This is a genomic window from Paenibacillus sp. FSL R7-0302, assembly GCF_038006885.1.
Classification (GTDB): domain Bacteria; phylum Bacillota; class Bacilli; order Paenibacillales; family Paenibacillaceae; genus Paenibacillus_AQ.
In genome coordinates, this window is sequence record NZ_JBBOWB010000002.1 from 389,911 (window position 1) to 416,617 (window position 26,707).

The following is a 26,707-nucleotide window of genomic DNA, read 5'->3' on the forward strand; positions in this document are numbered from 1 at the left end:
GTGGCATTACTGGACCTTCACCCTTCGGCCTTCACCATTGCTCAGACATTCTGAAGGTGGCCGCCACATTGTCCTCCCCGGCAAGCGAGCTGATCACCAGCGTGACCGGCACTTGCTGAAGATCATAGGCGAGCCGCTGATTCAGCAGATTCACCGCCACATTCTGGTATGCTCCGGATATGCCGGAGCCGATGCCTTGCGTCAGCACCCGTCCGCCGGTGACTGCTGTACAGGTATAGTTCACCAGCAGCGCTGTTTCAGTGACAGGGATAGCCGTAGTCGGCGTAGGGTAATTCACAAAAGTTCCATTCACGGTCCCCCCGGCTATCACCTTATAGCGGATAGGGGTAGAGGCCAGAATCTCCAGCCCGTCTGGAACGATCTCGGCGGCCACTGCTTCAGGAACGGCGATCGTGGTGCTTCTGCGGAAGCTGATGGCTGCGGTGTCGCTGTTCGTTACGGGGATATTGTTACGGAATTCTGAGGTAATCCGGCTAAGCGCCATGGGCTGCAGGGTAACGGGACTCCAGAGCCCGCTGCTGTCCACAAGGAAGATCCGCACCCGTACCTGCTCCTGGGAGTAGGAGATATTGAATTGGAAAAAATTCTGCGTAATATTATACGTTTTGGTCACAACCTCCCGATAGTTCGACTCGAACAACTCCTGCGCGAACAGCGTTGAGGGACTTACATCGTTGTTGTAACCGGCCAAATAGACCGTTCCCTGGGCTATCCCATTGTTTACTACCTTCACTACTGCCTGACTGATGAGTCCTGCTCCCGGGGTAGGGTTCTTTGTTAACATATTGGTTGTCAGTATAGGCATAGTTATCACCCTCCGTTAGAGCTGTATTCAATAGGATATGCAGATAAAATTGGAAGTTTCTGGTCGGTTGACAGACCATGGCAGTTGTCAATTCACAGACACTGTGCTAAAATCAATGTAACTTTTTTAGAACGGAGGGTTGCGTGTGATAGACTATATCCGGATTCGCACTTTGCGCGGCTAATTATTTTCCCATAGCGCGAAAGCTCTGCCTTGTGCAGAGGACTCAGGATAAGTCTGTCCATAACACGTAACCCATAGCATACACCCGTTAATCCGCAACCCATACACTGATTCCCGGAACCGGTACACTGTGCCCAATAAGGCCTGTATCCGCTCCGCCAGAATCTGTGTTTATCGTGAGGATTAGCTCTATATCTTTTTAAGTTGCCGGGGCCCTTGCCCTTGCCGCTTGAACCTTCATGGTGTCTATGGCAAGCATGGCCGTATAGCTGCTCCCGCGCAGGGGGCTATACCAGACTTTATTCTGTTGTTCCTCCACCTACTGTTAGCACAGGCAGACTGCCTGTGCTTTTTTGATGCCCAAATTACACTATGGAGGTTGATCAATATATGGAACACGTACAACAGAAAGCCATTATCGTCGGCATGCAGCTGCAGAATGACACGAACTTCGCTTATTCAATGGAGGAGCTGCGCAATCTGGCAGCCGCCTGCGAGATTGAGGTCGTGGCTGAGCTTAGCCAGAAATCCAGCCGGGTGAACCCCTCGCATTACATCGGAACCGGCAAAATCCAGGAGCTGGCGCTGCTGATGGAGCAGCATGAAGCACCGATCGTTATTTTCAACGATGAGCTGTCCCCCTCCCAGATCCGCAATCTGGAGTCATCGCTGGACCGCGAGGTCATTGACCGGACCATTCTGATTCTGAATATCTTCGCCTCACGGGCGAAGACCAAGGAAGCCCAGCTGCAGGTAGAGGTCGCACAGCTGCAATATATGCTCCCCCGCCTGAGCGGCTTGCGTGAATCTCTCGGCAGACAGGGCGGCGGGGCCGGCCTGAAGAACCGGGGAGCCGGGGAAACGAAGCTGGAGCTGGACCGCAGACGGATTGAGGAGAGGATCTCCGCATTGCAGTTAGAGCTGCAGACGCAGGTCGCAAGGCGTCAGATCCAGCGTAAGCAGCGGCATAAGAATGAGGTGCCTGTGGTCTGTCTGGTCGGCTACACCAACACCGGCAAGTCCAGCTTAATGAACACCCTGGTAGAGACCTATCATCCCGGTTCGGGCAAAGGCGTGCTTGCCAAGGATATGCTGTTCGCGACGCTGGAGACCTCAGTGCGCAGCATTGCGCTGCCCGATCACAAGACCTTCCTGTTAACCGACACCGTAGGCTTCGTCAGCCAGCTGCCTCATCATCTGGTGAAGGCGTTCCGCTCGACCCTGGAGGAGGTAACGGAAGCCGATCTGTTGATTCATGTCGTCGATATTGCCGATCCGCAGCATGAGCAGCATATGGCGGTAACGAATGAGACCTTGAAGGCGCTAGGCGCTGACGGAATCCCTACCCTGTACGCCTACAACAAAGCTGATCTGAGGGAGGACCCTTACCCGCAGGTGGAGGATAACTCTGTCACCCTGTCTGCCAGGGAAAACCGCGGGATCGCCGAGCTGGTCACTCTGATCCGCAGCCGCATCTTCACCGACTATGTACAGTGTGAGATCCTGGTCCCGTTCGACCGGGGCAGCATTGTCTCCTACTTCAACGAACATGCCGATGTGCAGTCCGTCAGCTACGAAGAACAGGGCACACGCCTGAAGCTGGAATGCCGGGCCGCCGATTACGAGCGGTTTAGAGATGATTTTGTAGAGCTGCCACAATAAAATCGCTGAATGTCACAGGAGCTGGTCCCAGTATCACGGGGCCAGCTCCTTGTGCTGTCTATGAGGTTATAGGATCAAATTACCCTGCGGGTGAACGATGCTCGATGCTGGTGCCTCATCGCTTTCTGGCGACGTACCTCCAGCCCATATGCCTTTTTGGCCACACCCTGTAACCGGTTTTCGCATTCGTTCTGAAGTGCTTCTTCCTTTCCTGGCGGTGCTCCGTCTATCTCTTGCCCATTCTGAGTATTATATCTACCCGACCGCTTGTATGGATCGTATTGTTGCACATTTTGCAGGATTCCTCTAAAAATGTTACCGCCTACGGTACATTGTTGCATCATTTGCAGGAATTCCGGTGTTTATTGCTACTTAGCGCTGGCATTGTTGCATTTCATGCAAGATTTCAGCCTAAGCCGCTTCTATTGGGCAAAATTGCTGCATTTTTTGCAGGATCTATACAATGTTACGGGCTGCGGAGCATGGGGCCCATCCCTCATCGCAGCATCACCGAATGTATTCGGATTTCCGCATACATTTGGTTCAAGTGCAGTGCACTGGTCTATTGTATTCGGTTTTTAGTACACATTTGGTTCTCGGCCGTTGCACCAGCAAATTGTATTCGGTATTTCGCATACATTTGGTCATCAGCCGTTGTACCAGCAAATTACTGTTCGGTATTTCGCATACATTCAGCCTTTGACCGATGTTATCAGCTACTCTCCCGGAGCCGGCCGCAGATTAAGAACGAACCCGCCCGTCATGCTTTTTACGCTTTTTACGATTTTCGCACCCCCATCTCCCTCCTCAGCATTCACTTCATTTGCTTCATTTGCTTCATTTGCTTCATTTGCTTCATTTGCTTCATTCACTTCATTCACTTCATTCACTTCATTCCATTCGTTGACTTTATTCGCTCCCGCCGCTTTCCCTCCTGCAACTCCCTGCGTGCTGCTCTCTTTGTGCTCGACGCCGCCGCTAACCCGCAGCCCGCCCTCATCCGTCAGCTCCAGAAGCGGGGCAGAGTTCGCTCTCCCCTCCTCCCCAGCCGCCAGAGAGAACACCAGCGCAGCTTGCTGCATGGAGGTGAAGTCCAGCATCCTGCGCGGACCGGCGTAGAGAATCATATCGATATTCATCCGGCCGTCTGCCTTATGAAGTTCCCACACCAATCGGTTGCCTGCATCCGCTGGCCCGCTGAATGCCGCGAACCAGGTGGTCAGGCCGAACTCCGTCCCTCCAATGGTGATAGCCGCACCTTCTTCTGTTAATCCGGCTGTAGCTCCCTCCAGAGCGCCCCCAACCTCCAGCCGCAGCCGCAGGTCCGAAGCCGCAATCACACCGCCGGTCCGGTCCAGATTCGGATGGGTGTCCCCGCCATCTGTCATGAAATCGATCCCGAACAGCACATGGCCTGCTTCCTGCAGCGATTGGAAGCGTGCGGAGCAGTAGTCATAGCCGTCATGCAGGCAGCGGAGCCGGAGATATGAGGGCTGTCCGTTATTATTGGCATAGACCAGCAGCGGCCGTCTTTGGTTCCACAAATCACTATAAGTGAAGGAGCCCATGCTCCACTGCGGAGTCATATAAGTGACCGCCCACCTGCCGTTACGACCCTGACCCTGCTCTTGCCCCCGCACTCGCTCTAGTACCTGGTCCCGCTCCTGACCCTGCCCTTGCTCTTGCTCCCACTCCTGCTCCTGCTCTTCCCCCTCCCCTTCCAAGCGTTGCCTTACCTCCTTCGTCTCAGGAACCTTGAAGCCCTCCAAATAGGCAGGGGGACAATGAATGCCGCTCATATACCATTCCTCTTCGTAGGGCAGCTCCTCCCATGGGAAGAACATCACGGCTCCTCCTGTCGCCAGTTGCAGAAACGCCTTGCTCTGGTCCTCCAGCAGCACTCCGTAACAGCGGGAATGCGGGCCGGACCACTGAGCCGTGGCGGGGTGATAATACCCTGACACGGTTCTCCAGGTCAGATCCAGCAGCTCCCCGGTCCATGCCTTAACCCTGCAGTCCGAGGTCTCGGACTGCAGCTTCGACAGCTCCAGAATGGCAATGTAGGTGTAGACCGGGCTGTTATATTCCTGAAAAGCCCCATGCTTCAGGGTATGGGCATGCAGCCTCCTGAGCCGCTCCAGACCATAGTCCGCATAATCCTTCCGCCCCAGCTTCTCCCCGGCAATTCGGGTCACGAACGCGCCAATAATCGCAATATTGGTATAATCCGGTCCGACATTCCGCCGGATAATGGCTTCGCAGGCACACTCTATGGACAAGACTGCCGCTTCCCGCAGATCATCCGGGAAGCGGTGTCCGTGGCGCGAGATGGCCTGCACCAGACGGCTGCCGCAGAAATCAGCCCAGTTCCAGTCCGGTGGAGCCATCTGGTCCAGCGGCTCCTCATAGAACCAGGACCAGATGCCGAAGGTATCACTTGCCGGGTCGGTATCCTGCAAGGAGATGACCTGCCGGATGATATCGAAGGCCCGCTGTTCATACCCGGTCAGCCCCGTGTCAAGCAGCCCAAGCGCATAGCTGAGCGAGTCTCTGGTGGAGTGGATGAACTCCGCCTGCTTCAGCGTCGTATGATACCCCGGACTGCTGAACGGGGAGCGCAGCATACAGATGGACGGATCATAGCGGGATTCCAGCCCCGCCATCTTATGAATCAGCCGTTGCCGCTGATCCAGCCCTCCACCCGCAGCTTCTGCGTTATCCTTCACGGTCATCCTCCTGCCTTCCTTCATCATCTAATGAACCCGTCTCCTCCGATTGCTCAGATTGTTCCTGATGCATCTGCCCCAGATCCAGAGCCTCTGTCAGCAGCTGCATCACCAGCCCTTGCCCATACAGTGCCGGGTATCTCTCAATGGTGTTATAGGCTGCTATCGACGGCATGACCGGGGTGCCTCCCGAGACCCCCTGCACCTCACCGTCTTCACGGATGAGCGGAAGAATCCCCGCAAGTGCCGCCTCCGCGCTCTCCAGATAGGCATCCTCCAGCAGTCCGCTTTTCACCGCCTTCAGGAAGCCGCAGGAAATCCCGGCGCTGGCCGAGGTCTCCTCATAATAATCCGGCTGATCGAGCACCGTATGCCACAAGCCGCTGGCCCCCTGAGCCTGCCGCAGGGCAGAAGCAAGCCTGCGGTACCGGCTGTATAGCTCCTGCGGAACGGCAGTCAGGCTTGCCGTCAGGGCCACAATCTCCGGGACGGCAAGTGCCACCCAGGCATTGGCCCGGGCCCAGCGGGCTGCCGACATATGGCTGCCTGCCCGGCTGTTCCAGCCATGGAACAACAGCCCCGTCGCCGGGTCCTGGAGCAGCCGGAGGTGCAGCAGCGTCTGCTGCACGGCAGCGGCGGCAAGCTCCCGGTCTCCGGTCAGGCCGGCAAGCCGGGCCAGGAACAGCACAGCCATGTACACCGTATCGGCCCATACCTGTTCCGGGAATTTCACCGCCTCTGTCACCGTATGCTCCAGTGCCCCTTCCCGGGTCCGGGGGGCAGTCTCCAGCATCCATGCGGCAACCTCCTGCGCCCGGCTGAGCAACCAAGGGTCCCGGGTCAGCCGGTACAGCTCAGGAAAGAGCGCGTAGGGAGCCAGGGAATTAATAACCCGAACCCCCTCGGCCTGCTGCTTATTCCGGCCCACCCAGTGCAGCAGATAATCCGTCACCTCATCTTTACCAGTCGCTGTACCGTATTCCAGCAATGAGATTACACCCACGCCGGGCACCCAGTCCCAATGATCTATATCCATTCCCCAATGGCCCTGGTGCCGTTCGGAGCGCATGTATTGCCAGATTCGCTCCAGCTTCTGCTCTAATGCCTGCCTGTTCGCTAACTCCCGCTTCGTAGTCAAGACATCTGAAGCCTCCCCGAACCGTAATCGCCCGCTTGAATCTCCGCCTTCACCGGAGAGCTTCCCTGGAACGGAATCTCTCCGAACAGCGCCTTAACCGTCAGCTCTACCGTATCTTCATGCAGAGAATACGCATTCACCAGGGTATCTAAGAAGGGAATGTCCTGCAGCAGATACGGCGTAGCGAACGAAATACCGATCGGCCGGACTGTCTCCGCCTGCTGCATGGCCCAGATGGCTTTAGCCGCTTCACCCACCGGACGGGCGGTATTCATCATTCCGTGCAGCGGAAGGAAATAGGGGGCGAAGGCGGCATCCCAGCGGACCCCGGACAGCTCCCATTGCCGCAGTGTCGTCAGCGGCTCGAATTCATCCAGAATATCGACCGCAAGTCCTCTAGCCTTAAGCTGCTCCACAAAAAGATTCATCCGCTCATATCTGCGCCCCTCCGTCACCTTGTTCATCATGATGACCAGCACCCGGCGGACCTCCTGCGGGTTCAGCGGCAGCTGGCCGGTGCGGTTGCGGACCAGGGTAATGCAGCGCCCGGCCAGCTCGCGGCTGAATTGTCTGACCTGCCGGTCCAGCCCAGGCGGCAGCTTGTCGTCCAGCAGCGGCAGTGCCCTACCATCCGCTCCCCCGGCACGGGCAGCATGTACGCCAAGCCGCGCCTTCAGCTCCAGAATCCGCCGGACGCTGGCCTTCAGCCGTTCCCGGCTGACGCGTCCGTCCTCCACCGCCTGCTCCATCACCGCGAAGTACCGCACCCCCGGCCAGAGCAGCACATCCGTACCGCAATTGAAGCAGTCTATGATGCGCTGCGTGTAGTCTCCCCAGGATAAGAAACCGCCCATATCAAGCGCATCCGACAACACTACTCCATCGAAGCCCAGCCGCTCCCGCAGCAGCCCTGTTGTAATCTGCTCCGAGACGGTTGCCGGGACCGGCTTCGATCCAGCGCCGCCTGCCCCGTCTTCGATCCAGGGAAGGGCAATATGTCCGGTCATATAGGACATGACCCCCTGGCTGATCATCTCCCCGGCCACCTGCCCGTAAGTGGCGAACCACTCCTCCTCGGACAGACTATTAATAGTGGTAATGATATGCTGATCCCTGTAATCGACCCCGTCACCGGGAAAATGCTTGGCGCAGGCCGCAAGGCCGTGCTCCTGCATGCCCCGCATGACAGCGGCGGCCAAACGCGCCGCCCGCCCGGCCTCATCGCCGAGACAACGGGTCGTAATAACTGGATTCATCCAGTTCAGCAGCAGATCGGTGCCCGGGGCCAGCGCCCAGGTGAACCCGGCTGCCCGCCCTTCCAGCGCGGTATATTTGCCGTATTCGTAAGCCAGGTCTTCATCGGCGGCGGCGGCAAGCGCAAGGAGCGGCGGGAAGGCCGTGAGACTTCTCACGGCCGAGCCTGCCCCGAATTCCAGATCACCGGAGAACAGCAGCGGGAACCTGCTGATGCCCTGCAGCATCCCCGCCCAGTCCCGATAATCCTCCGCTTTGCCTGCGGCCTTCTGAATAACCTCCCCGCCGATGAAGAAGCTGCCCACCGGATACTGCTCCAGATACCTGCGGAGACCCGCTTCATCATCTCCCTTGAACGGCAGTCTGCCTGCATGATCCTGCATCGTCTGCCCGATCAGCTCACGGAGGCTCATTGCTTCAAGCGTATCCTCCACCCACTCCTGTTCTTCCTTGCTTAACGGCTTCTGCATAATTCCTACTCCTCCCGGCAGGTCCTCTTCCAGTTCAGTGTACCGGATCGCGAAGCTGCTCTACATACAGCCAGCTATAATATAAGTTCAATATTCTACAAATTGCCTGCGCGGAATGCCCGGCGGCTGATTAGCCCGTCAGGGCAGGCTGATCTGCAGCGTCTGTCCCCGTTTGTTATTCTCCTTGTTCATCTCCGCATACCGCCAGATATCATTCACAAAAAAGCTGACCGTAAACTCGCCGATCGTCGGCACCGTCCACCGGGGGGTTCCCTGCGCGCTGGCATTAGCCGTCAAGGTAATCTCCTCACCCGGCTGAATCACACTGGTATTCGTGTCCGTCCACGAGACCACCCCGCCGTTGACCGAGAAAGCGCCGCCGGTAATCTGTCCGAGTCCGGTCGAGGCATTAAGCGGTGTGGGGCGGACGCCGATGTTCTTCACTTTGGCCCAGAAGATCAGGGAGTCGCCCAGCTGCGGTGTGCTGTGCGCGGAAGGACTGCCGTCGCTGTTCACGATATGCCAGCCGATATCCGTCACCGTCAGATCCGGTCCCGGTGCGGGCAGTACAGACTCGTAGCTCTCATACTCCAGCCCGCTGACCATCACCTTTCCGCCGTTGCCTACAATCTCTATCCGGTGCAGCCCGTAATCCAGTCCCGTAAGCTCGTAGACAATTTTATGATCGCCCTCCAGCCCTGCCTGCGGAATGACTATAGTCTCCTTATACTCGCCATCGACGTAGACATCCGCACTGCCCATATCGCTCTTGATGTCCGATCTCCAGCGGACGCCAATGCCATTGAAGCTGAAGGCGGCTGTGGCATCCTCCTCATAGGTCACATGGGAGACTCCATTGGGCGCAGGGGTGAATCCGGCGTAGTCAATGTAAGGATGATCATGTGCGGCCGGATACCAGTGGGAGAGCGGAACATACAGCCCTTCCTCCAACTTGAAGTAATCGAGATTTGCCCCCTTCCCGGCGGAGGTGAAGCTGATCATGTTATAGCCCGGCTGGAGGGTAATCCCATACTGCCGTGCGGTCAGATTCGCGGTCCAGCTTCCCGTAGAAGGCAGGGTTACTGTGGACTGCTTCACGCCGTTCACGAGAATGTTTTTCTTCGATTCCTCATTGGAAGCGTATACAATTGTTAAGGTATAGCTGCCTCCGTTCACGGAATGGAAGCCTTGGATCGTTAAGCCTCCGCTATGCGTCTGCTCCACGACCTTGCCGCCCGAGGCGCTGCTGTTATTGCCGGTCTTCAGTGGCAAGGCAAATGCAGTAGCTTCAGCCTCGAACTTGGCCGGATCTCCTGCGGCATGCGGTGTAATCGGCATCACCGGTGTAATCGCTGATACGGCTGCGCTAAGAGGCGATGCATTGCCGGAGTCATCTACGGCCTGCACTGTGTAGCTGTAAGTGGTCTGCGGCGCTACGGTATAGTCACTCCAGAAGGTCAGACGTCCCGGAATATTCATCACCGGGGCCGCTCCGCCGTCACGGTATACGTTATAGCTGACGACAGCAGCGTTGTCTGTGGAAGCCGTCCAGGTCAGCCGGATTTGCTCATGGCTTACGGCTGCTGCTGATGGACTTCCCGGTGCGGATGGCGCGGCGGTCTCCTGCTCATCCAGAATATACTGGACCGTCTCCCCGGCACCGAGCTGGACCGTAAGTGTAATGTACGGATCTGCCGCAAGCTCCACTCTGGAGTAGGCGGCGGCGTACGTCTCCCCTGGACCGAACCGTTCCCCGGCATACGCTCCGCTGGACGGCATCTTAACCTTCACCTGCATCGTCACCGGCGACGTCTCAAAGTTGACGAAGTTCAGCAGGATTTTATCGGACGAAGCCCCGATGGCTGTAGTCCCCAGCGCCGAGGTATCCACTGCGCGGAAATACGCCTTCAGCCCGGTCAGTTCAGCTGCATTCAGCACCTCATAGTCCAGCGGACTTCCATGGGTGGCGTAAGCGGCGGCCAATCTGCGGAACGTCTTCAGCCTGGTCTCCCCGGATTCATTTATATTAGCCGGTACCGCCGCTGTGTCCTCATAGCGGTGTGTGTTCCAGTTGATCGCTGAATCGAACAGGCCAAACTCCGTCCCGTCATTGAAGAAGGCGGCATGCTGCATAATATGGTCGGCATACCCGATATTCCCCCGCAGCTCCCGGTCAAAAGCAGAAGCGAACCTGTAAGCATACGTCCCGTATTTCGTATTATCGGAATGATTGTCATTGCTTCCGGTCTCGCTCATGGCCATCTCTTTGCCGAAGCCTTCCTCTGAATCACTGTACACCCGCAGATTCTCATACAGGCTTCCGCCGGGCAAAGGCTGGACGCCGGTCCCGCCATAGCTGTGTCCGTTGGTCACATCCGACAGCGCTTCAATCGGCGCACGCTGGGCAGCATCCCGTTCCCAGCCGTCAGGGGTGCCGTTATACGGCCAGTAGGCCCAGCCGGGAGCAACAATTTTCAGGTAGGGCTGGCTGTTCGTCTGCCTCTCCTCGTCCATCATTTCATGAAGCGCCAGCACCGCCTTCTGTGCCCAGCCGAACAATCCCGGCTCATTTCCCGTCTCGGCATACTGGTACAAATCGCCGAATTTGCTGACAAAGCCGCTGTAATAGCTCCTCAGCGCAGAGCTGATCGTCCCTGCCGCCAGCTCGCTGTTAGTCTTCCAGTTGCCGCCGATGATATTAACCATTGGCGCAAGATTGAGGTCGCGCAGCGTCTCCAGGTACTTGCGGCCCTGCGGGTCCCAGCCTGCGCTGGTATCGGACCAGAAGGAGGTGCGCATCCAGTTGCCGCTGTAGGCAATGCCCAGCCACTTGGCCATCGGGGCCAGATGGCGGATCGCATGCTCGTCGTAGCGGAAGGTCGAGGCGGCAATCGTGCTGCCCAGATGGACATACCTGCCATGGATAGGCTCTGTGGCCCGCTCTTCCAGCGCCGCCAGCCTGAGATAATCCCATTCGAACCACAGATACTTGTCACCGTCATATCCTGGCGACTGCGGATCAGCGTATAGCCCGCGGTCCACGGTCAGCTTCAGCTCATTGCTGCCGGTCTTCAGCTGCTCTGAGGGAATGTAGAGTCTATAGGTTTCTATCCATGTGTTCGTAAGGGGGGTCTCTCCGTCATTCAGCCCGGTAATCTGAATCAGCCCGCTGAAGCTGCCATTGGTGAATACGGCCAGCTGCGGAATAGCGGTGCTTGCATCCAGTACCTTGAAGCTGAACTCTACACCATAGAGGGGGACTTCCGTTAGATTGAAGCTTAGCTCCATCGCCGCGTTGCGGTCCAGCTTCATGCCGCGGGAGATTGTATTCCAGTTCAGGGGATTTACGGGGAGGGTAATATTCTCACTGTACACATCCTGATATACTGTAAATTCTGCGGAGCTGTTATCCTGCTCGCCTATCTGCCAGAGCAGCGGAGACGGCTGGTAGGTATCCTCTGTGACAGTACTGTTATTTACATGTTCTTCCACAACCGCCTGTGCAGGCGGCATTTCGGCGGAGCTGATCTGTGCTGCGGGCAATGATGCGGACATCCATACCATAACTGCAATGAGCAATTTGCCTGTGATTCTCTGAATTCGCATAGTAACACCCTCTCTTGAGATCAGATAGGGGCTCCCCAAGGGCTGGATTAGCGAAAGAGAATACCCGGTACCTGCCGCAGGCGGCCGCTATGGCTGCTTGCGGCAGGGAACCGGGCGTGCTATGGCCTCTACTGCTTATTTGGCGGCCAGAAAAGCGTCGAGCTGACTCTGAATTTCCGTAATCACAGCGTCCAGGCCTGCGGCCTTCAGCTTGCTGTTCATCTCCTTCAGGACCGGCTCAGGGTCCTTTTCCCCGGAGTACAGGGTGTTCTTATACTGCTTCGTGATGTTGATCAGCGCCCCGATCTGTGACTGCACCTTGGTCGAATCGAACACAAACCCGATGACCGGTGAAATATTCGAATTCTTATTCCAGTCCGTATAGAGCTGCACGCGCTTCGGATCTTCATCCTTATTCAGGTAATTCAGCAGCACATTGCCGATCATCCAGGAGGATACGGAGTTGTAGCCGCTGTCCGCAATGAACTCTACAGTATTGTTCTCCAGCTTCTTGTAGTGCTTGCCCTCAATGCCGAAGGTCAGCAGGTTGTAAAGCACCGGATCGGTGTGGATCAGGTTCATGAACATCATGGCCCGCTCGGGGTTCTTCGAGGTTCTGGAGATGGCGAGCATGGAGCCTTGTAGGCTCTTGGTGCTGACCTGAACAGGCAGCAGCGTCTTGATGATCATCGGCTTCTCAGCGAGCCGGGTCCAGTCATTGGTGGAGGTCGGATTCATGTTGCCGTAGACGAACCAGGCTTTGCCGCTTTTGACCGCATCCTTCAGCTCGGTCTTGTCTGTGGCTCCGTTCTTGTTGATATAGCCCGCTTCATACCAGCTGCGGATCAGCTTCAGCCGCTCCGTCATAGCCGGCGTGTCGTATTCGTTGAACACCTTCATGGTCTTGTAATCCAGCAGGGTCGGGATATCATTGCTGCCGTCTAAGTCCTCACTGTCGGGATACGCGGTGAACCAGTGCAGGCTGTCGGTATGGTTCATGAACAGCGGAGAAAGGGCCGGCTCCTTCTCCTTGATTGTCTTCAGCATCGGCTCAATATCCTCCAGCTTCTGAATGCTGTTCACATCGAAGCCGTATTTATCGACAATTCCTTTGTCAAAAGCAAACCCGACCGACTGCCCCAGCTCCTTCTCGGTTGGAACCGCATACAAATGTCCGTTGACGGTGGCTGCCTGCAGGTAAGCGGGATTAATCTGTGCCTTTGTCTCCTTGGCATAGGTGTCCAGCAGCTCCTCCAGCGGCAGATACGCCCCCTTCGCGGCGTTGGTCATGAAGTTCCAGGTATAGACCATGTCGAACACCTCGCCGGACTGGATCATCAGGTTGACCTTGTCGGCCGGCTTATCCCAGCTCAGCTGGTTGATCTTGATCGTGGCGTTGATTTTATCCTTCAGGTAGGCGTTGATCTCCTGCTCTACAGACGCCACATCCTTATCCGGCCCGCCGGGCAGATACAGGGACAGCTCCACCGGCTCAAGCGCACCCGGCGCCTCCGTTCCGCCTGCTTCCGTTCCTGTAGCTTCCTTCGTTGCCGCCGGGGCTGTGGTGCTCTCTCCCGCTTTCTCTGTAGGCGCCGCTGTGTTGCCGTTGTTCCCCGAGCATCCGGCCAGGGTGAACCCGGCTATCAGTACAAGCGACAGCAGCAGACCTGTGACTTTTTTACCTGCCATACTTTTTTCCTCCCCTTGATGGAACAATATATGCTAATCGGTGAATGCCGAGGTTAGCCTTTGATAGAGCCGAGCGTCAGTCCTTTGATGAAATACCGCTGGAAGAACGGATAGGCCAGCACAATCGGCCCAATGCCGATCAGCGCCATCGCCATGCGGATCGTCTCGCCCGGCAATTTGGCTAGCTCGGTGGCCGAGCCTTGAATAAGTGCCCCGTTGCGGCTCAGGTAGTCTGCCTGGGAGATCATTTTGTACATGAGATATTGGAGGGAATAGAGGTCTGTATCGGTAATGAAAATCATGCTGTTAAACCAGTCATTCCAGTAATGCAGCGTGTTAAACAGCCCAATGGTCGCAAACACCGGCAGCGACAGCGGGAACACGATCCGGAAGAACGTCCGCAGCTCCCCCGCCCCGTCAATCGTAGAGGCTTCAATCAGCGCGGGTGGCACGCTCATCTGGAAGTACGTCTTCATAATCAGCACATTGAACGGGGACAGCAGCATCGGCACAACCAGCGCCCAGATGGAGTTCTTGAGGTCGAGCACCTGGGTGTAGACCATATACCACGGTACCAGCCCGCCGCCGAACAGCATGGTGAAGAAGATCAGGAAAGCGAACACTCCCCGGTACCGGAAATCAGCTCGCGAGATCGGATACGCATACAGGGAGGAGATGAACACACTGACCAGCGTTCCGGTAATGGTGACGAAGAACGAGATGCCGTAGGCCCGCAGCACCACGCTGTAATCCTTGAAGATATACGCGTAAGCTTCCAGGCTAAGCTTCTCCGGGATGAATTGATACCCGTTGCGCACGATGTAATCGTAGTCGGTAATGGAGATCATGAAGACGAGTACAATCGGCAGCAGGCAGGCCAGAGACAGGATGATAAAAATAATATGGAGGAGAACGTTAGTGAATCGGGATATTTCGTTATTAGCCACGGATTTCCACTCCTTCTTAGGGTACGTGCACCGCCTGACTTTTATCTAGAAAACCGCCTGATCCTTGTCAACCTTACGCACGATCCAGTTCGAGCCGAGGACCAGGAAAAAGCCGACCACCGATTGGTATAATCCGGCCGCTGCGGACATCCCCAGGTTACCCATATTAATCAGCGCGTTATAGACGTAGGTGTCGATGACCAGTGTGGTCGGGTACAGCGCCCCGGAGTTCAGTGTCGTCTGGTAGAACAGCCCGAAGTCGGAACGGAAGATGCCCCCGATCGCCAGAATCGTTGTAATAATAATGACCGGCCGGATCAGCGGAATGGTGATGTGCAGAATCTGCTTCCACTTGCTGGCACCGTCGATCAGAGCCGCTTCATAGTACTCGTTGTCAATGCCGATAATCGCCGCCAGATAGATGACACAGCCATAGCCCACCCCTTTCCAGAGATTGATCAGCGGCAGAATGAACGGCCAATACTTCGGCTCCGAATACCAGTTCAGCTCATCCAGCCCGAACAGGGCAAAGACCCCTTTATTAATGAAACCGTATTCAACATTCAGAAAAGCGAACACCAGATAGCTCACCACCACCATCGACAGGAAGTAGGGGAAGAACATGATGCTCTGATAGAATTTGGCGGCCAGCTTGTTCCTCAGCTCATTCAGGGCCACCGCGATGGATACGGCGAAGAGCAGATTAAGCACAATGAACACGAAGTTGTAGAGCACCGTATTGCGGGTGATAATCCAGGCATCCGAGGTGGCGAACAGGAATTTGAAGTTATCCAGCCCCACCCACGGACTGCCTAGAATCCCGTCTACATAGTTGATATTCTTGAACGCAATCACAATCCCGAACATCGGCAGATAATTGTTGATCAGTAAAAATACTACGCCCGGCAGCAGCATCAGCAGCAGCACCTTATGCTTCAGCAGATGCTTCAGCATCATGGGCTTCTTCTTCGTGCTCTTGCGTACCGGTAAGCTGCTGCCCGGACCCGCCACACTTCTCTTCCCTTGAGTAATCATTCCTTCCGCCTCCTGATTCCTTCAGCAGTCTCCCTCTTCCCTGACTTAAGTGTAGCCGCAGGAGGCCCCATGCTAAATAAGGCCATCTATAATAAAAGTTCAAAATCCTACGGAGTTTGGAAGGGCCTCGCTTCTGCTTCTGGACATCTGCGAATTCAGGGGCAGTAATGCTCCCCGTGCTCCCTTTTAGGCTGCATCCCGCCCACGCATCTTCGCGGCAACGCATTGTGTTCGGTTTTTCGCATACATTTTGTCCACTCGCCTTCTCGCCGGCCGCTTTTAAGGAGCAGTAATGTTGCACTTTTGGCAGGATTCACCTATACCTTTTACTGGTTGCAAGTACAATGTTGCATGATTTGCACAAATTCCGGTGCTTCGAGCAAGTTAGCGCTGAATTTGTTGCAGTTCGTGCAGGATTTCAGCATTGACCGCTTCTTTGGAGCAGTATTTGTTGCACTTATTGTAGGATTCCTCTTAAAATGTTACTGCCAAAAATCATAATTTCCTAAACAGCAAGTGGAAACGGCTTTGCCGTCCTTTTAAAGGACGGTACCGTTTCAGCGGGAAATAGAAGGATAATTTATCGTGTGCAACATATAAATTCTTATATTTGAACATAATCACCCTGCGGTTAAACAAGATTACCTTCGCGCGAACACAATGTATGCTGTTTTTCACATACATTCAGGTCGTATGCCTGCTTCCGAGTATAATGTATGCTGTTTTTCACATATATTCAGGGCGTGCGCCTGCTTGCGAGCTCAATGTATGCTGTTTTTCACTTACATTGGTTCATATGCCTGCTTGCGAGTATAATGTATGCTGTTTTTCACTTAGATTGGGTCCATATTCCGCTGTAACAGCCAATTGTATTCGGTTGTAAGCATACCCTCAGCCTTCAGTCACATTCAGCATCAAAGCCATTCTACGAATCATTTAAAGAACTCGTATCCACAAATTTACACACCCCTTTTCCACAGCAGAAGGAAACTATAGTTTCCTATACAACAAAAAAGGCGCTCCACAATGATCCCTGTGGAACGCTCTTTTAGCTGAAGCTTATGGGTCTGATCCGCCTGCCGGGATTAAGTCAGTCTGTGAACAGACCATACGACGCCCGACGAGGAGCCGCCAAGATCAAGCGGAATAGTTAATCCGTCTGCTACATAGAACAGTCCGATTACATCGCCTGCCGTTAATTCAAATTCACCCGTCAAGGTTACTGTGCCATTGCCCAGTATCGTCCGCAGGGACAACACAAGCGCAATGTTAACATTCAGCAGAGGGAACAGTCCGGTGACCAGATCTGTCACGGTAGGAGACGTTCTCCGCACCACAAAAGCCGGATCAATTCCCGCACCTATCGCAATGGAGATTGCAGCCGTAGTGCTGTAGTTAATGGTCGCCTCAAACGAATATCGGCCTGTTGCTGGAATGGTATAGTTACCGGTAGTCTCATTAAATGTCGCACTGTCATAGTAAGGCGAAGTCACCGTCCAGCCCGTAAGCTGCGTACTGGTCGTGGCCGAGAACGTCGGCAGCAATGCGGAGAACCCTTCTGATGCAAAATTCGGGCCAGTCGCACCGGTCGCTCCAGTCGCTCCGGTCACCCCCGTAGCTCCTGCTGCTCCCGCCTCTCCTGCCACTCCTGCCACTCCCACTCCCGTTGCGCCTGTCGCACCGGTCGCACCGGTCGCACCTGTCACTCCCGTTGCGCCTGTCGGGCCTGTCACTCCGGTCGCACCCGTTGCACCGGTCACTCCCGCGCCCGTTGCGCCTGTCCCGCCTGTCGGACCCGTCACTCCAGTCGCTCCAGCCCCGGTCGCCCCGGTTACTCCCACGCCCGTTGCGCCCGTTGCGCCTGTCGGGCCTGTCACTCCGGTCGCACCCGTTGCACCGGTCACTCCCGCGCCCGTTGCGCCTGTCGGGCCCGTCACTCCAGTCGCTCCAGCCCCAGTCGCCCCGGTTACTCCCACTCCCGTTGCGCCTGTCGGACCCGTCACTCCGGTCGCTCCAGTCCCGGTCGCCCCGGTCACCCCCGCGCCCGTTGCGCCTGTTGCGCCTGTCGGACCCGTCACCCCGGTCGCCCCGGTCACTCCCACGCCTGTTGCGCCTGTCGGGCCCGTCACGCCGGTCACCCCTGCGCCAGTTGCACCTGTCGGACCTGTCACTCCGGTCGCCCCGGTCGCCCCTGCTCCAGTCGCTCCCGTCACCCCTACGCCAGTTGCGCCTGTCGGGCCTGTGGCTCCGGTCGCCCCCGTCACTCCTGCGCCTGTTGCGCCCGTCGGGCCCGTCGCCCCGGTCACCCCTGCTCCCGTTGCGCCTGTTGCGCCTGTCGGGCCCGTTACTCCGGTCCCACCCGTTGCTCCAGTCGCCCCGGTCACTCCCACACCCGTTGCGCCTGTCCCGCCTGTCGGACCCGTCACTCCGGTCGCACCCGTTGCACCGGTCACTCCCGCGCCCGTTGCGCCTGTTGGACCCGTCACGCCCGTCACGCCCGTTGCGCCTGTCCCGCCTGTCGGGCCCGTCACTCCGGTCGCTCCAGCACCAGTCGCCCCGGTCACTCCTGCGCCCGTTGCGCCTGTCGGGCCTGTCGGGCCCGTTACTCCCGTCGCTCCAGTGGCCCCCGTACCGCCAGTATCGCCCAATAATTCAGCCGAGACCACCCGGTGGGCGGTGACGAGCTGGCCGGTGCTGCTCTTGCCCCATACGGAGATCTGAATCGGGTCATCCCCAGTAGCCGGAGTGACAAACACAAATTCAAAAGCATCCAAATCCGCATAATAAGTAGAAGTAATAGATTCATTGGCAGCTATATTAAGTGGTTGACTGACATACAGTACCCGCATGCCCCCCTGCATGTAATAGCCTTGTACCAATACTGTAGAAGCTGAAACGCTGCTGCGGTTATCTATTCTGACCGTAACCTGTGTGGTGGGTCTTACCCCTCCAACTGCATTGTTTTCCAGTGGTCCTGTAGATAGTAGAGTCATTTCCCAATCTCCTTTAACGACAGATTTGTATTCTACTGCTAGATTGTCCTTTCCTCGCTTAATCTATCTTTTGACTACATAGAAGCTAGCAGCAGAAAGATGGATCAATATAGTAATATTCTGCGATTCCGGCACGGTGTGTGCAGTAGAGCTAGATTCCGGCAGACATCCCATATAAATAGGAGACAACACAAAAGGGACCTCCCGCGAGCCGCAATGGCCGGGAAAGGTCCCTGAATATAAGCCTATTCTATTCCCGTCCGCTGCTCGAACGGTTCTGCAGGCTCTCCCCCAATAACGGGGCGCGGGGATCGAACTGCGGATAGATATATTCCTCACGCCGAAAAGAATACCCGGTAGCTGCAATGTCCAGCATCTGATTCAGCCGCTCACTCTCGCTGCCCAGTCCCTGGTCCAGAGGAATGTCCCCCGCGATGATCCGCAGATACAGCTGCATTCTTGGACGGTCGCCTGAATAACGCGGCTCCATGGATACCGTATTCGGATCATACTGGTCCATGATCTGCGGGGATAGCGGATAGATCGATTCTGCTGCGGTGGGATAGAATTCCCTGAAGTGGCGCAGCCCGCGTGAAGCGCCCGGCTTATCCATAATTCCGTCTGTCACCGGGAGGGCGAGCGCCTGCTGATACAGCATGCCCAGGAACTCCTTCGATTGAAGAAAAGTCCAGACCTTCACCGCAGCCTCCCGGCTCTGCGCCGCACTGTTCACCACCAGCGGAGCTTGGGGGACCATCATCAGGGCCCCGGCCCCGCGCCGTGACAGGTCTGCCGCCGGAGGGAGCGCCACCCCCCAGTCATCCTTAGGCATATACTCCTGCAGCTTGACATAATCTTTGCTGGTAACATACATCATACCGATATTGCCATCCGCGAACTGCCGGAGCGCGCTGCTCAGCTTCAGAAGAGTCTCCCCCGGGTAGAGGCTGCCCTGCTGCTTCATCTCCCGCACCATTTGCAGCCAAGGGGCATACACACTCAGGTCATAACGGCCCGACCGGTAATCATAGAGATAATAACCGCTGAAGGTATTCGATAGCTCCAGCCCGGCCTGGAGACTGGCCCGGCTATCCCCGGCGGGCAACGCGAAGCCGTATTTGTTCACCGGCGCTCCGGCCCGGCTGATCTGCAGGGCCGCCTGCTCCAGTGCGGCGAAGGTAAGCGGAGGCTGCTCCGGGTCAAGTCCGGCGGTCCGGAACAATTGCTTATTATAGATCAGACGCACGGTATCAATACTGGAGGGCATGAAGTAGATTCCGCCCTTGAACAACGAGCCGGACGCGTACTTCCTGGCCCATACCGGAAAACGCAACAGCCATCCGGCATCCAGATCAGCAGACAGATTAGCAAGATACCCCTTGTTGACGTAAGTGGCCAGCCAGGCGTTATCGACACTGAACACATCCGGCCCCTGCCCGGAGGTCATCAGCATATTTAAGGTATCGTCGTAGGCGTCTGTAGCAAGGTTCATCACTACGATCTCAATCTGATCGGGATTCGTTTTATTATAATGGCTGATGGCATTCTTCACTTCCAGGTTCTCCGTCCAGTCAGACAGGGCGACCCTCACCCGGATGGTCTGCGCCGCCGGTAGAGCCTTCTCGCCTTGAGTGAGGTCCGGCAGCAGCGGGCGGTCATAGACAAAAGTATAGATAGCCAGCCCGCATCCTAAGATGGCAATAAGATAGAACAGTAACCTTTTCACACCGCACCTCCTGCGTTGACATCCTGACTTCAAGCGTTTTACAATGTATACCAATTATTGACTTACTGAAGGAGGACTCCGATGAAGAAATATTACGATTCGTTGTCGAAGGCTCTCTTCCTGTATAACTTCAGCATCCGCAGCCGTCTGATCCTCTACTTTCTCTTCCTCGTTCTCCTCCCGACCACGATCATCTCGGTCACCATCTATAACAAATCCGCCGGGATCATTACCCGGAATATGAATACATCGATTGAGAATAACTTCAATCTGGTTCAGGATAATCTGGCCCGGCGGTTCGAAGCCGCCAATCAATCCATGACCGCGCTGTACCTGAATTCTGAATTCGCTGACCTCATCTCCTCCAACCGGCCTGCAGACAGCACCGGAATCATTAATGAGCTGGCCGCCCTTAGCAGAATCCTTGAGGATTTCCCCGCGAACGGGACCTCCGGCAACAGCTTCGTCCCTATGCTCTATATGCTGAACCGGCCGGAATATACCCAATATAATTTCTCACGGCGTGTATTCAATATCGATCTTATTACCTTGAAGCCCTGGTATTTAAGCATTCCGGCCAAAGCCGATTTTGCCGTGGTGGGCCTTAGCTCACTGGATTCCAGATTCACCCTCAAATTCGCGAAGCGTCTGTTCGGTATCCGCCATGCACAACTGCCCTATGTCGGACTGCTCACCCTAGATATCCCGGTAGCCGAATTCAGCACACTCCTGGAGCATTATAAGCCCACGCCCGGCAGTAAGGTCTACATCGCAGACAGAGCTGGAACCATCGCCATCAGCCCCGAGCCGTCCCTCATCGGCCAGAACATCGCCGCTCAGGATTATTACAGCAAGCTTAGCTTGACTATAGGCCCTGCTGACAGTACCAGCAACCCTCTCTCTCCAGACCACTCATCCGCTCTGTATTCCTTCCGCCACTCTATCGGCAGCGAGGAGATGCTCGTCTCGTACAAGACGCTGGAGAATACCGGCTGGACGATCCTGTCCTTCTCGCCTGTCCGCGAGCTTAACGGAGAGCTGGTCTCCTTCCGCCGGGTGATGTATGTCGTAATTGTCATCTGCATGCTCGTCTCCTTCCTGATGGCCCTGCTGCTGTCCGAGAATATCTCCGCCCCGATCCGCAAGTTCATCCAGTCGATGTCGCATGCCGAGAGCGGGAACTTCAATATCCCCATCCGCTACCGGCGCAAGGACGAATTCTCCTATTTATTCAACCGCTACAACAAGCTGCTCCAGCAGATTAAGGCGCTGATCGACAAGCTCTACGTCACCGAGCTGCGCAAAAAGGAAGCCGAGCTGCAAATGCTCCAGGCCCAGATCAATCCGCATTTTCTCTACAATACCCTGGACTCCATTAACTGGATTGCCATTAACCACGATATTCCCGAGATCAGCAGCATGGTCACCTCGCTCTCGGATTTTTTCCGGTACAGCCTGAGCAAGGGCCGCAATATTATCCCGCTCCGCGATGAGCTGCGGCAGGTCGAGAGCTATCTGCAGATTCAGCAGTTCCGCTTCCAGGACCGGCTTCACTATGAGCTGGAGGAGACGGACCGGGCGCTGGCAGAGGAATGTCTGGTGGTGAAGCTTAGTCTCCAGCCGCTGGTGGAGAATGCCCTGATTCACGGCATTCAGCAGCGGCGGGGCACCGGCACAATCCGCATCCGGGTAGAGCAGACGCAGGAGCTGCTTAGCATCTCCGTGTTCGACGATGGAATAGGTGCCGATCCCGCACGGCTGAACCAGCTGCTGGCAGACCCGCAGCCGGGCAGCCAGTCTTACGGCATCCGCAATGTGCATATGCGGATCCGGCAGTTTTTTGGAGAGTCCTACGGCATCCGTTATTACGACAATACCGAAGACGGCTGCGGTCTGCTGGCTGTCATCCGGTTCCCGGTGGTCACTACTTGGAATGAGGTGAATGAAGATGTTAACGATGATCATAGCGGATGACGAGCCGTTTATCCGCAGCAGTCTGATCCGTGTGTTCGATTGGCAGGAAGAGTTCGGGATTGAGATTATCGGGGAAGCCTCAGACGGGCTGGAGGCCTACGAATTATGCCTGAAGCTCAGGCCTGACATCCTATTCACCGACATTATGATGCCGCTAATGGGGGGGCTTGAGGTAGCAGAGAAGCTGCGGGAGGCAGGCTGCAGGGCCCGGATTATTATTATCAGCGGCGCCCAGGACTTCGCCTACGCCCGGGAGGCGCTGAAGGTGAACGCCGAGGGATATATTCTGAAGCCGGTCAAGCTGCCCGAGATCCGCAGTGTCTTCCGCCAGGCGGTGGCCAAGCTGACAGAGGAACGCGAGCAGCAGCTTGATCTGGAGCAGCTTAAGCAGCAGCTGCAAGACAATATGCCGCTGCTGCGGGAGAAATTCCTCCAGAATCTGATCACCGGCCTCTACCGCAGGGAGGAGGAAATCTGGCAGAAGATACAGTATTTCGCCCTGCCCTTCCAGCAGGGGACGCTTCTCAGCGTCTGTGTACTCCAGCTGGATGAATACCGGAGCGCGGTGGATAAATACTCGGAGGAGCATAAGCAGCTGCTTTATTTTTCTATCCAAAATATCATTCAGGAGAGCCTGGACAGCCACCCCTGTGCCATCAGCTTCGTGGCCAGCGAGAACGAATTCATTATGGTGATCTGCACCCCGCAGACACCTCCGTCCCACTCCATCTCCGGGACCTGCGAACACATCATCGCTAATATTCAGAAGTATCTGCGGCTGGATGCCTCCGTCGGCATCGGGCGGGCTTGTCCGCTGGCGGGCCAGCTTGAGGATTCCTATAAGGATGCGCTGGCCGCGCTGGTGTACAAATTCTATACCGGGCCTGCCTCCGTCCTCTACATTAACGATATCCAGCCCGACACAGAGAAGCTGCAGAGCACCTTTATCTATAAACTTCAGGCCCGGCTGATGAATGAATTGAAGGCAGGACATACGGACACCGTCACCCGGCTGCTGGAGCAGCTGTTCGATGGACTGGCCGGTCCCAAGCATAGAATTGAATACGTGCAGAGTATCTGCGCGGAGATGATTTTCACCTCCGCCAGAGCCCTGTATGAGATAGATGAGGATATTGGGCAGGTGCTAAGCGACCGGATTAGCATCATGGATAAGCTGTACCAGCAGACCACGATCACCGGCCTTAAGGCGCATATGCTGTCGCTCCTGCATGACTTAAGCGCTTATGTAGCAGGCAAGAACACCTCCAGGAACAGCCGGATCGTCAGCAGCATCCGCACCATCGTTCAGGAGGGATACGCCTCGGAGCTGTCCGTGTCCAGGATTGCCGAGGAGGTGTTTCTGACACCTAACTACATCAGCCTGCTGTTCAAGAAGGAGACCGGCGGAACCATTACCGACTATATCACCCAGATCCGCATAGGCAAAGCGAAGGAGCTGCTGCTGACCACGGACCTGAAGGTCATGGAGATCTCAGAGCGGGTCGGCTATGAGAATCCCCATTATTTCAGTACTGTGTTCAAAAAAACCACCGGCCTCCACCCGCTCAAGTTCCGTTCGGCCAAGGATTAGACCGCTGCCGCTCTAGCGAACAATATAGGATTTCGTACCTATTCTGGAGAAGATGGACGTTTTTGCATTCACTTTGGCGGAGACCGGCGGGCTCAGTCGTGAGTTGCCAAGAGAAGCAATATAGGCAAAATCCGGGTGAAGCCCCTCATCCGCCAGATAGGCTGAGGTCCGGCTGCCCGGCACCCGCTCCCTGTTAAGCGAGGTTATCATCTGAGTGGCATTCTTAATCCCGAGCCCGTGTCCGTAGTAACTGTCTCTGGACAACATAATCGCGTTCTCCCCCTGCCATTCCGGCTTAGCCGGATCATGGTCGGGATTCTTGAAATAGACCACATCGCCCGGCTGCAGCTCGGCCCGGTTGAACGTGGTAATCAGCTTCAGATTGCTGTCATAGTTCCAGTCCCACAGGTACAGGCCGGTGAAATAACGGTTAAAGGCCGCCTCCCCGATCATGTTAATGGTTGCTCTATATAGAATCATCACCATCGCCATAGCACATTCAAAGGCATACAGCTGTCCATTCACAAAAATATCATTAATCGCTGCCGAAGGCGCGACCCCTGCCTTCAATTCAAAACCGCCGCCCGCTGTACGATTCCAATATCTCGGATTGCAGCGGGAGTTACTGAAGGTCGAGAAATCAGTCCCCCCTACATTCATTGCCCGGGCTGCCGCAATAATCTCCCCCCGCATTCTACTCTCAAAAGCCATATCCGCCGGAGCCGCATATCCATACCCCATTCTGCTTCCCCCTTTCGTCTTCTTGTCATGAAATATAGGTTATTGTACGTGTCGGGCCTCCTATTGGTGCGCAGGAGATGAACTCAGCAACAAATCCCCCTGCAAATACACACTTACAACAAGACAGCCCCCCGTAATCTATCCACGGAGAGCTGCCTATCAGGGACACCTATTATTCTAACGTGACATGAGGATTCAAAGTTATTTCAAAGGCACGGCCCCAAATATAATCGGGATCATCGTATGGAAGTACCGCACTGGCGTATTCGGAGAAAGACCAGCCGTTTCCGCTAACCTGCCGGATACTGCACGCCGGTTCCGCACTGCCGATCAGGAAGGCACATGCTCCGGCCAGGGTAGCTGTGTGTACCTGCATCCGCTCTCTAAGCATGTCCTGCAGATGAGCATAGTCTTCCGGGCTATTAAACAACAGCATATTCTGATCTGTAAACGTTGCAACATTCTCATAGAGCGAATGGGCTCTGGAGTACGTCCGGATTTCGCCAATCGCCAGCCTTTTGTAGAAGTAATCCTTCAGGAAGCGCTTGAACAATAGCGAGCCGTGAGCGTTAACTGCAAGATCCAGCGCCGTTGCATCGGTCTCTGTAACGACATAAGCATACCGGGCCTGGGCCATGCCCAGTGCGAGGCCGATTTTGTTCCCCGGCGTATTCCAGCCGCTATATCCTAATAGCGCGCCAGTATGCCTGCTGCCCAGCAGAGCCTCAGTTATCCTTGCATCTGCTGCACCTGCGCCGACACAGTCAATCACTACCGACGGGACGAGGCGGGAATCGTTATCTTCGATACGGTTAACCGCAGCCAGCACCTGATCCGCTGCAGTAATCGCGATAATCTCCACCTCACGGGCATCACCTACCGCCTCACCCCCTACAATATCCAGATGGCGCAGGATGTTCTGATGCACATCCATATATTCATACGGACTCGTAAGGGTAGAGCCATGCGGTCCGAAATATTCAACGGTATACCTGGTGGCGGCCCCATTCCGGTAGAGCTGATTCGCCATCCGCGCCAGTAACGACTGTCCCAGTCCGTCAGCATCCGGGAGAATGACCGCCCGGTCCGGATTTTGACCATGGGTCCCGCCCAGCCATTCATTAATACCTGCTTCCATATAGTGAATCTCGTTGATCTGCACACCCTGAGTATTGGCATCATCCACACCGACTGCAAGGAAATCAATAGAGCCCTCCTGCACCAGCACCTCCAGAATATAGCGGTTCGTCTTGAATTTATGCGCTCTGGTATTGTAATACTGCTCTTTATCAAAAGTAGACGTACTGCCATAGTCGCCAGTCGGGGACAGGTTATATCCGCTGAGAATATCGTCGAACTGCGTGAAGCTTCTGCGCGGCTGAAGCATGAAATTGCGGGACTCCGTATACGCCGCGAGGTCCAGCCCTTCCGCAAAAGAGGTGGTCGCCAGCCTCATAATCGTATCCATTACATACACCGGCTTGTCCGGGTAGACTTGCTTCACTTCACGGATGACGTCCAGCAGATGTGTAATTGCAGCGTCATACGCCGGGTAGGCACCACCCGCATCCGCCCGGAGACGGCGGCTCCCAATCAATCCCCCGTAGGCAAGCATGTCCGCCGACAGAATAAAACCGTCCACGGACGCCGCATGATCCAGAATCCATTGCCGGATTTTTGCGGTATCTCCATAAGCCGGTGAGGAAGTGGTCAGCAGGGTTGTGCCCGATACTGTCTTTTCCGAATCCAAGCGATTCTTAAGGTCCGTTACATCCGGTGTGATCACATGAATCCCCGCCGATCTGCCCTGCACAATCACATCATCCAGATTTACAGGCCGGTCATCCAATGGTACATATAGCACTTTCTTCATTTCTATCACACTCCTCTAGTTAGCAGATAGGCTCAGAACAGATGCCCTCACTATATAAGGTAATTTACACTGATGGATTACAACCAGAACAATAATTTTTTTTGCCACGCGTCCATAAAAGGGAATTTACATTGACTCTAGTATTTACAGTGTTAAAATATAGGAACATTTGTTCTTATTATTTGGGAAATGGTTGTAAAAAAGGAATCTAATCTCTCTTTATAGTGTAGGAAGGAACTCTTCAAGAGGAAGGGGGCAAATTTATTCTGTAAA

At 55.5% G+C, this 26,707-nt stretch carries 15 protein-coding genes; 3 read left to right on the forward strand and 12 right to left on the reverse strand.

Features of this window, described 5'->3' with window-relative positions:
• Positions 1-31: 31 nt before the first annotated feature.
• Positions 32-826 (reverse strand): hypothetical protein, encoded by a 795-nt coding sequence (locus MKY96_RS27395; RefSeq protein ID WP_340945362.1) that lies wholly within the window; start codon positions 824-826, stop codon positions 32-34.
• A 573-nt stretch (positions 827-1,399) separates the two neighbouring features.
• Between MKY96_RS27395 and hflX the strand changes: the two genes are divergently transcribed.
• The gene (gene hflX, locus MKY96_RS27400; protein WP_340945364.1) at positions 1,400-2,671 is read left to right on the forward strand and encodes a GTPase HflX; all 1,272 of its coding nucleotides are present in this window, start codon (positions 1,400-1,402) and stop codon (positions 2,669-2,671) included.
• Between the two features lie 716 nt (positions 2,672-3,387).
• Here the strand turns inward: hflX and MKY96_RS27405 are convergent.
• The 9 genes from MKY96_RS27405 to MKY96_RS27445 form a co-directional block, all read right to left on the reverse strand.
• Positions 3,388-5,397: a hypothetical protein gene (locus MKY96_RS27405; protein WP_340945368.1), complete on the reverse strand. Its 2,010-nt coding sequence runs from the start codon at positions 5,395-5,397 to the stop codon at positions 3,388-3,390.
• On the reverse strand, positions 5,387-6,535 hold the full coding sequence (locus MKY96_RS27410) for a glycoside hydrolase family 88/105 protein (RefSeq protein ID WP_340945371.1): 1,149 nt from the start codon (positions 6,533-6,535) through the stop codon (positions 5,387-5,389). The genes MKY96_RS27405 and MKY96_RS27410 overlap by 11 nt, the downstream gene beginning before the upstream one ends.
• On the reverse strand, positions 6,532-8,259 hold the full coding sequence (locus MKY96_RS27415; protein WP_340945374.1) for a glycoside hydrolase family 3 protein: 1,728 nt from the start codon (positions 8,257-8,259) through the stop codon (positions 6,532-6,534). Before MKY96_RS27415 ends, MKY96_RS27410 begins: the two co-directional genes overlap by 4 nt.
• 138 nt (positions 8,260-8,397) lie before the next feature.
• Positions 8,398-11,865 (reverse strand): carbohydrate-binding domain-containing protein, encoded by a 3,468-nt coding sequence (locus tag MKY96_RS27420; protein WP_340945376.1) that lies wholly within the window; start codon positions 11,863-11,865, stop codon positions 8,398-8,400.
• Positions 11,866-12,000: 135 nt separating this feature from the next.
• Positions 12,001-13,554, reverse strand: a complete 1,554-nt coding sequence (locus MKY96_RS27425; protein ID WP_340945378.1) for an ABC transporter substrate-binding protein — start codon at positions 13,552-13,554, stop codon at positions 12,001-12,003.
• Between the two features lie 53 nt (positions 13,555-13,607).
• Positions 13,608-14,501 carry a carbohydrate ABC transporter permease gene (locus tag MKY96_RS27430; protein WP_076077305.1) on the reverse strand — a complete coding sequence of 298 codons (894 nt, stop codon included), beginning with the start codon at positions 14,499-14,501 and terminating at the stop codon, positions 13,608-13,610.
• A gap of 45 nt (positions 14,502-14,546) precedes the next feature.
• Complete coding sequence (locus MKY96_RS27435) at positions 14,547-15,536, reverse strand: ABC transporter permease (protein ID WP_340945380.1); 990 nt, start codon at positions 15,534-15,536, stop codon at positions 14,547-14,549.
• A 1,085-nt stretch (positions 15,537-16,621) separates the two neighbouring features.
• The gene (locus MKY96_RS27440) at positions 16,622-18,529 is read right to left on the reverse strand and encodes a collagen-like protein (protein WP_340945382.1); all 1,908 of its coding nucleotides are present in this window, start codon (positions 18,527-18,529) and stop codon (positions 16,622-16,624) included.
• A gap of 250 nt (positions 18,530-18,779) precedes the next feature.
• Entirely contained in the window at positions 18,780-20,255 is a 1,476-nt protein-coding gene (locus tag MKY96_RS27445; RefSeq protein WP_340945385.1) for an ABC transporter substrate-binding protein, read from the reverse strand.
• Positions 20,256-20,336: 81 nt separating this feature from the next.
• On the opposite strand from MKY96_RS27445, the gene MKY96_RS27450 reads away from it, so the two are divergent.
• Both MKY96_RS27450 and MKY96_RS27455 read left to right on the forward strand, forming a co-directional pair.
• The gene (locus MKY96_RS27450; RefSeq protein ID WP_340945387.1) at positions 20,337-22,229 is read left to right on the forward strand and encodes a cache domain-containing sensor histidine kinase; all 1,893 of its coding nucleotides are present in this window, start codon (positions 20,337-20,339) and stop codon (positions 22,227-22,229) included.
• The gene (locus MKY96_RS27455) at positions 22,204-23,820 is read left to right on the forward strand and encodes a response regulator (RefSeq protein WP_340945390.1); all 1,617 of its coding nucleotides are present in this window, start codon (positions 22,204-22,206) and stop codon (positions 23,818-23,820) included. Before MKY96_RS27450 ends, MKY96_RS27455 begins: the two co-directional genes overlap by 26 nt.
• A 12-nt stretch (positions 23,821-23,832) precedes the next feature.
• On the opposite strand, the gene MKY96_RS27460 is transcribed toward MKY96_RS27455, so the two are convergent.
• The gene (locus MKY96_RS27460) at positions 23,833-24,561 is read right to left on the reverse strand and encodes a protein-glutamine gamma-glutamyltransferase (protein WP_340945393.1); all 729 of its coding nucleotides are present in this window, start codon (positions 24,559-24,561) and stop codon (positions 23,833-23,835) included.
• Between the two features lie 172 nt (positions 24,562-24,733).
• Positions 24,734-26,434 carry a DUF4127 family protein gene (locus MKY96_RS27465; protein WP_340945395.1) on the reverse strand — a complete coding sequence of 567 codons (1,701 nt, stop codon included), beginning with the start codon at positions 26,432-26,434 and terminating at the stop codon, positions 24,734-24,736.
• Between the last annotated feature and the right edge of the window lie 273 nt (positions 26,435-26,707).